Origin of the sequence: Daejeonella sp., from assembly GCF_044232565.1 — a bacterium.
Taxonomy (GTDB): domain Bacteria; phylum Bacteroidota; class Bacteroidia; order Sphingobacteriales; family Sphingobacteriaceae; genus Daejeonella.
Genome location: NZ_JBIILQ010000134.1, coordinates 1 through 7,596 on the forward strand (window position 1 = coordinate 1; position 7,596 = coordinate 7,596).

At 34.7% G+C, this 7,596-nt stretch carries 6 protein-coding genes; 1 reads left to right on the forward strand and 5 read right to left on the reverse strand.

What is annotated here, in order from left to right:
• Window positions 1–1,472: sodium/proton-translocating pyrophosphatase (locus ACILQF_RS08345; RefSeq protein ID WP_395626959.1), on the reverse strand; the 1,472-nt coding region annotated here is incomplete at its 3' end.
• A gap of 284 nt (window positions 1,473–1,756) precedes the next feature.
• Here ACILQF_RS08345 and ACILQF_RS08350 point away from each other — a divergent pair.
• Window positions 1,757–3,178 (forward strand): APC family permease, encoded by a 1,422-nt coding sequence (locus tag ACILQF_RS08350; RefSeq protein WP_395626960.1) that lies wholly within the window; start codon window positions 1,757–1,759, stop codon window positions 3,176–3,178.
• 121 nt (window positions 3,179–3,299) lie between these two features.
• Here the strand turns inward: ACILQF_RS08350 and ACILQF_RS08355 are convergent, their stop codons facing one another.
• The 4 genes from ACILQF_RS08355 to ACILQF_RS08370 form a co-directional block, all read right to left on the reverse strand.
• Window positions 3,300–4,610, reverse strand: coding sequence for a bifunctional folylpolyglutamate synthase/dihydrofolate synthase (locus ACILQF_RS08355; protein ID WP_395626961.1), 1,311 nt, complete (start codon window positions 4,608–4,610; stop codon window positions 3,300–3,302).
• Window positions 4,611–4,677: 67 nt separating this feature from the next.
• A complete protein-coding gene (locus ACILQF_RS08360) occupies window positions 4,678–5,121 on the reverse strand; it encodes a hypothetical protein (RefSeq protein WP_395626962.1) in 444 nt (147 codons plus the stop codon).
• Window positions 5,122–5,377: 256 nt separating this feature from the next.
• On the reverse strand, window positions 5,378–5,782 hold the full coding sequence (locus ACILQF_RS08365) for a hypothetical protein (protein ID WP_395626963.1): 405 nt from the start codon (window positions 5,780–5,782) through the stop codon (window positions 5,378–5,380).
• Window positions 5,783–5,790: 8 nt separating this feature from the next.
• Window positions 5,791–7,083, reverse strand: coding sequence for a glycoside hydrolase family 19 protein (locus ACILQF_RS08370; RefSeq protein WP_395626964.1), 1,293 nt, complete (start codon window positions 7,081–7,083; stop codon window positions 5,791–5,793).
• Between the last annotated feature and the right edge of the window lie 513 nt (window positions 7,084–7,596).

Here is a 7,596-nt window from a genome sequence, read left to right on the forward strand (position 1 = left end):
GCATCAAGGTTATCCGTGCGGTCTCTAACTTCTGGAGGTAAACCACTCATTTCAGCAATACCACCAGCATTATCTGCTATCGGACCAAAGGCATCGATTGATAATTGCATCGCAGTAGTTGCCATCATTCCTGCTGCAGCAATTGCAACACCATAAAATCCGGCAAAGTAAAATGAACCATAAATACCAGCGGCAAGTACAAGAATTGGAGCTACTGTAGATTCCATTCCTACTGCTAATCCTGAAATGATATTAGTTGCATGTCCTGTTGAAGATTGCTTAATGATGCTTAAAACAGGTCGCTTACCCATTGCAGTGTAGTATTCTGTAATTAAACTCATTAACGTTCCAACAACTAGACCTACAACAATAGAATAAAATACGTCCATGCTATTAAAGGAAATTGCTCCTTCTTTTAAGACTCCACCAATCATATCTCTACTCATGAACATTTCTCCTGTAGGAAGCATCCATTTTACTGCGAAGAAAGAAACTACTGCCGTTAAAATAATAGAAGACCAGTTACCCATGTTCAAAGCATTTTGAACACTATCTGTTTCTTTGCTGATTCTTACGAAGGCAGTTGCGATAATAGATAGTATTAAACCTAAACCTGCTATTAGCATAGGCAATAGGATAGGAGCGATTCCTCCAAAATTATCTATTGATACAATTTCGCGACCCAATATCATGGTTGCTAAAATAGTTGCTACATAGGAACCAAATAAATCTGCACCCATTCCTGCTACATCACCCACATTATCACCTACGTTGTCTGCTATGGTTGCTGGATTTCTAACATCATCCTCAGGAATACCCGCTTCAACTTTACCTACAAGATCGGCACCTACATCGGCAGCTTTAGTGTAAATACCACCACCTACACGTGCAAATAATGCGATCGACTCAGCACCAAGTGAAAAACCAGCTAAGACTTCAAGAGCTTTTTCCATCTCTTTTCCGTTTACACTACCACCGGCATTAACAACATATATGGTATAGAAAACTATAAATAAGCTTCCTAAGCCCAAAACAGCAAGCCCGGCAACACCAATACCCATCACACTACCAGCGGTAAATGAAACCTGAAGTGCTTTTGCTAAGCTTGTACGTGCAGCTTGTGTGGTACGAACGTTTGCTTTTGTAGCAATGTTCATTCCGATATACCCTGCTAATGCAGAAGTAAATGCACCAATCAAAAAGGAAATTGAAATAACCCAACTTGAGGTTTCCACCAAGGTGCCTGAATAAGCTAATAATATTGCTGCAATTGCTGAAAAATAACCTAATACTTTCCATTCTGCTTTTAGAAAGGCCATTGCACCGTCTGCAATGTAACCTGAAAGACGTTGCATATTTTCATCGCCAGCGTCTTGTTTAGTTACCCAGGCCGATTTTATAGCCATTATAAGGATACCAAAAACACCCATTAAGGGTATTAAATAAATTAAATTGTCTTGTAAAAACTCCATGGAAATTTATCTGTTTATATAAAATATATATCTAATACAATCGGCAAAAATAGCAGGCTTATTCTATTATTCAAATTTTGAAATCCAGAATGTTTGCCCATTTAGTCCTATTTCTTATGTTTTTAAACTTAATATACTGATTTATAAGTATTTAAATAAATATTTTATTTATCATTTTGTTTATTTTTTTTATTTAAGATTGATTATTTTGATTTTTAACAATCTTTATTGCACACAGATTTATTTTTTAATGTATGTTTATTAATTGAATAAAACTGATTAATATGAATGAAACTATAGAACAAAATGAAATGAAGCGCGAGCTAGGTCTACTTGATGCAACTTTATTAGTTGCTGGCAGTATGATTGGCTCAGGAATTTTTATCGTTGCTGCCGATATTACGCGTAATGTAGGCTCTGGCGGATGGTTAATAGCTGTATGGCTGATTACGGGCTTAATGACTTTGATTGCAGCGCTCAGTTATGGCGAATTAAGTGCGATGTTCCCAAAGGCTGGAGGACAGTATGTTTATCTTAAAGAGGCTTACAATCCTCTTGTAGGCTTTTTATATGGATGGAGTTTCTTTGCAGTTATACAAACCGGTACAATTGCGGCTGTTGGGGTTGCTTTTTCGAAGTTTACCGCCTATTTATGGCCGCAAGTAAGTGAAGATCTAATTGTTTTATCGATGGGATCCTTCAAAATATCTGCTGCACAAATTTTAGCTATCGCCACAATAATTTTGTTAACCTATATTAATACAAAAGGAGTGAAGGGTGGTAAAATGATTCAGACTTCTTTTACGTTGACAAAGTTATTTAGTCTATTCGGACTTATTATTTTCGGTTTTATTATGATGAAGCCTGAGATTTGGTCGAGCAACTGGGAAAATGCCTGGAGCATGCAAAAATTAAGTCCCGATGGCTCTTTCCAATCACTCACCATTGTTGCTGCTCTCGGTGCTGTTGCTGCAGCCATGGTTGGCTCTATTTTTAGTAGCGACGCGTGGAATAATGTCACTTTTATCGCTGGAGAAGTTAGAAATCCGAAGAGAAATATTGGATTGAGTTTGTTTTTGGGAACGATGATCGTTACCATCGTTTATGTATTGGCAAACTTGGTTTACCTTGCGGTTTTACCTTTGGAGGAGATTGCTTACGCAGATAAAGATCGCGTCGCAGTGGCTGCCTCAAGCGTAATTTTTGGTAATATAGGTACAGTTATTATTGCTTTAATGATTATGGTTTCTACTTTTGGATGCAATAATGGACTAATTCTTGCGGGTGCTCGGGTATATCATACCATGGCAAATGATGGCTTATTCTTCAAGAAAACAGCCTCATTAAACAAGCATGCAGTTCCGGAATTTGGTTTATGGTTACAATGTCTCGTAGCTTCTGTTTTATGCCTAAGTGGAAAATATGGTGATCTTCTTGATATGATTTCCTTTGTAGTGGTTATCTTTTATGTACTAACCATTTTAGGTATCTATATTTTGAGAGTAAAAAGTCCGGAAGCTGAAAGACCTTATAAAGCTTTTGGATACCCCTTCCTTCCAGCTTTGTACATCCTAATGGGTATTAGTTTTTGTATTTTGTTGATTATTTTTAAGCCTAATTTTACCTGGCCGGGACTTATTATTGTTCTAACTGGGGTACCTATTTACTATATGTGGAAGGCTATGGATAAGAAAAATAGTAAATAATAAAATTTTTGTTCCTGAGTTGATATTAGAAAACCGGCATCTCATTTGGATGCCGGTTTTTTTTATTTCAGAATTAAGAAATTAATTATTTTGAGATTAGCAGCGCAAGGAATTTTGTTGTCTAAACAATTTCAGCCACAACAAAAGTGCTTCCACCTATAAAGATTAAATCGTCTTCTAAGGCATTTTTTTTCGCGGCCTCTAGCGCTGAATCTACAGATTCATAATAATCGCCTTCAAGTCCGAATTGGATTGCTTCTGCGTGTAATTCATTTGCGGATTTAGCTCTGGGAATATTAGGCTGACAGAAGTAATACTTGGCTTCCTGGGGTAAAAGTGTCAATATTTTGGAAATATCTTTATCTTTTACTACACCAATTACCATATGAAGATTGTTAAATGTACTTAGATGAATGTTTTTAATAACTTCTTTAATACCATCTTCATTATGTCCGGTATCGCAGATAATGAGTGGTTTCATAGCTAATGTTTGCCAGCGACCCATTAATCCCGTAAGTGTTTTTACATCAGCTAAAGCAGATATAATGTTATCATCATCAATCTTGAAGCCCCGAATTTTTAATTGATTTACTGCACTTAAGACACCTGCAAGATTCTTCAATTGATAGGAGCCGGTCAGATCTAATTCAAGACTATTGAACTTAAAAATTGCATTTTCAACTTTTGATTTTTGCTTTACTTCTACTTTTAATAAATCTGTGTTATAGTTTTGTAGGCTTGACCGCTTTATATCCCATTCATCACTTGCGAAAGTAATTTGCGATTCCATTTCGAAAGCTTTATTATTGAATATTTCTTGGATTTCTGATTGCCGCTGACTAATTATTACCGGAGTTTCAGATTTTATGATTCCGGCTTTCTCTAAAGCGATTTCTGCTAAAGTATTACCCAAAATGTTCATGTGATCGTAACCAATATTGCTGATTAAACTTAATTCAGGCTTGATTATATTGGTTGAATCTAATCTGCCTCCTAGGCCCACTTCAATAATGGCGATATCCACTTTCTCTAATGCAAAATGCTCGAAAGCCATTGCTACCGTAACCTCAAAAAAAGAAGGCTCTATCTGCTCAATAAATTGTTGATTAGACTTTACAAATTGAACGACCTTCTTTTCGGATATCATTTTCCCATCGATGCGAATGCGCTCTCTAAAGTCGCGGAGGTGAGGCGAAGTATATAAACCAGTTTTATAGCCAGAATTTTGGAGTATGGCAGCAAGCATGTGGGAACTAGAGCCTTTACCATTGGTGCCGCCTACGTGTACTGATTTAAATTTCTCTTCAGGATTTCCAAGCTTTTGGCAGAATTTGATGATATTTTGTAAGCCCGGCTTCATGGCAGCTTGACCTTCCTTGCTAAACATGGGTAGGCGCGAATACAAATATTGAATAGTCTCCTTGTAATTCATTAAAAAACAAATGGTTTAATAGGGTAAATATCCAGAAGAGAATCCTATTTTCGAAATATGATGGAAATTAAAATGTTTTTGTTTCTAAAATGATGTAGGAGCCAGGTATTGAAATATCACTAATTAGCTCTGCAGTAATAAATACCCGGGTTGGTGTAAATGGAGTCACCGTTTTTAGTTTGCCTTCCAATAGGCTTGAAAATATTTTTTTTGAACTCGTTAACTGACCAATATTCTTAATTCCGCTTTCTTCTGTTACCATCCAAACTACATAAACTGATTTTGTAATTTGTAGACGCTCGGGCTCCGCTAAATTCTTAATTTTTATGCTAATTGAACGATTATTATTGTAGTCTTTTTTGATTTTAACTACTCCTTCAGCTGCTGGGACTATTGTTGAAGTTGCAAAATTGATTTTTTTAGAACAAGCACTTAGTAAAATAAAAATCACTAGAATACTAATTGAAGTTTTAAATTGGCTACCAATTTTAACTATTTTTATTGTTTTCATATATTTAAAACAATTAAATGATTCAATTGTTTTGAGGAATCTTAAATAAATAATTAAAAAACAAAGATTGTTGTAATTGAATTATTTAACCTTGAAATTAAACATGACAATGCCAATTTGAACATCGGGTGCCGAATCGAGCTTATTAAGAGAAGATCCTATAACGCATTTTTCCCAGATATTTTTGTCTGATAAGATTCGTTTAAATTAAACTTTAGTTTTCATAAAATCATTAGGCTGCGCTTATTGAATTCATCTATTGTCTTACAAAAATTAAAATTTTGCCATTATTTACAGGTCTTAGCGATAAATTTTGACTTGTAATACCATTAATCTCATAACAAGTAACGTTTGTGGAACTTTGATCATCAATGAGTTTAAGATAACTTGTATAATTATCAACTGGTACTACTTTTCCACATTGTGGGCTAGTGTTTGAGATTAAATATGAATTGGTTTCAACAAGTGTGCCCCCATAATACTGGTAACATTTGGTGGTTGTAAAAACCAATTTCCATTTACTATCTGATTCCGATAACCATGTTCCGACAATACTACTATTTTGAATCTTTGGAAGCTCATTTGCGCTTAAATTTATATGAGAACAAATGAGCATTGCTATAATAATACCACATTTTAATAACCTACTTTTTTTATGCATAATCTGATTTAACAATTAATATTTAAAATCGCCAGTGCCATCTTACTGATCCTGTCACTAATTCCATTCAAGCCACCATTTATAAGTTTAGTGACACTTTTCACTGTTGTATTTTCGTCCACAGTTATCTTGCTGAGAACGTGCTCCTTATAAAACCATAATGCACTAATTATAGAAGCAACATAATCAGAGGATAATAGATCTGCCGCTGATGTCGCAGTATGATTAGTTGAAAACCTTACATTATAAAATGAAGCAAAATCGGAATAATTATCTTTCCCAGTAAGTTGGAAAATTCCTCTTCCTCGGTAGGCATAACCATCGCCACTTGCTTCATCACCATTTCCCATTCTATTGGCATATATCAAGTTAGCTAATTTTTTAGCATTTCTTATGTAGTCGTCTGGATCTTTCTTATTTGGATCTGTTTGTGAAAACCTACTTGGCCATACTTCCATCAATCGCGCCGGAGATGTATAGTATAAATTTTCTTCTCCGCTTAAATTTTGGAAACCTGCACTCTCATGACCAGCTTGCGACAGAAAATGTTGTAACTCATCCTTATTATCAATTCCAAAACTTCCGCTATGTTGGTTTAGGGTATTTTTCAGTACCGTTAAATTCCCACTGCTGGCACTGGGAAACATGTTTCCTAGCTCGGTTTCCGTGGTAGGGCATTGCGGTGTTGGCGGATTTTCTATCAATAGTGGAGGAGGGTAATCTCCCGGGCCTCCACCTCCACCACCATAACTCCAATTTTCATCTATGTATTGGCCGCCTGACAGATAATCACTAAATGAAAAGAATCTATTTATATAAATATAGTTTGATGACATTGGTGCATATGATACTACAACTACCTCATTAAGTTGTTGAATACATAGTATACATGAGGAACCACTAATGCAATTACCGTGATCCTTGCATTCACTGACTGAACTTATATAATTGAATGAAGATTTATTTTCGTTGGTTTTGGCTCTAAATTGAGTTTTTAACTTTCCTTTAAAAACTCTATACCCATTTAAAAAATTGCCATCTAAATCAGTGATCATTATTTCACCCGAAAAGTTTTCACTATTTGATTTTTTAGAAGGGTACATACTAAAAACGATAGCCTGTATTTCTTGGTTTATTTTTAACATTAATATCCTACTATAATGCTCAGTATATATGGTGGTAGTAGGTATAATTGTTAGCAATGCTGAACTATTGATGATTTTTTCTTGTGTTATACCTTTAAAATTTGGAGTAACCTGTTTTTTATTATTAAAATTTACTTTTGAAGAAGTTTTTTGCATTTCAAAATAACTAATAACCTCTTCTGTACTAGGCGTTTAAAGGTTAGATTACATGTTGAGTAGCAGATTTCTCCTTTTTACAAGTTATTAGCACTAGTGAAATTCCAAATAATAGAATTCCTATTTTTAAATAATTTTTCATTTTTCTCATAATACTTCCAACTGGATAAACTGTTTATACTTAATAAATCCATTTATTATAAACCAAATAGGGGTATTGAATTTTAGGAAGAAAATAAAATGAGTAAGTGGTAGGTATTATTGAGTAAACGATAAAATACACTATAGAATTTAAATATATCAGGCCAAATGGTTTGAAATTAGCTGTCTGGATATTAATAGACTAGTTCATTCAATTAAAAAGGGGGAGCTTCAAAAAAAAATACCAACTATAGTCATGGTTCATAACTGCCTTGAGGATGGCTTCATGACGATTTTCTGTTAAAAGAATAAGTTTTGTAAAGTTTTTTAGTGAATAGTAGTGCAGAACTTGAAATACTTTATCAGATGGCA